General features: G+C 38.3%; 1 pseudogene. It reads left to right on the top strand.

Features of this window, described 5'->3' with window-relative positions:
- Positions 1–383: pseudogene (locus ACT3RN_RS16100) on the top strand (DNA glycosylase); the annotation flags it as partial.
- Positions 384–515: the final 132 nt, after the last annotated feature.

The following is a 515-nucleotide window of genomic DNA, read 5'->3' as shown; positions in this document are numbered from 1 at the left end:
GGATCGCGTCTTGTCCAACTGTTAAGCAAGCCATTCGCGAAACAGGCAATGCTTCGGATAAAAACTTAACGGTGGTGACGCCAGTCGATCTAGATAATATTTTGACGCAAGTGCCAAAGGTGGAGACACTGTTCACAACAGGCGGTAAAGCGACTGAAGTACTGCTGAATTTGTTGAATAATCCACCGGCCAAATCTAAATATCCAAAGACCAATCAGAGTATGGACTATCCTTACGAGTGGCAGAGTGCAGATCATCAAAAAACTGACGTGAATAATCTAACTTTATATCGATTACCATCCACTTCACGGGCCTACCCTTTATCCTTAGATAAAAAAGTCGCTGCTTACAAGGACTTCTTTAAAAAGATAGGTAAGCTCTAATAATAATCGTTTATAAGAATTAAGACTTTAAGCGGGCTAACCCATTGAAAGTATTAGCCTATTAAAAGTGGCATAAAACTAAATAAAAAACCTTTAAATAAAGTATTGACACTGTGTATAAAGCGTCTATAA

This window comes from Psychrobacter sp. AOP5-GZ1-6, assembly GCF_052376345.1.
Lineage (GTDB): Bacteria > Pseudomonadota > Gammaproteobacteria > Pseudomonadales > Moraxellaceae > Psychrobacter.
Note: the sequence above shows the minus strand (reverse complement) of the source record. Positions and strands in the feature narration are given on the sequence as shown.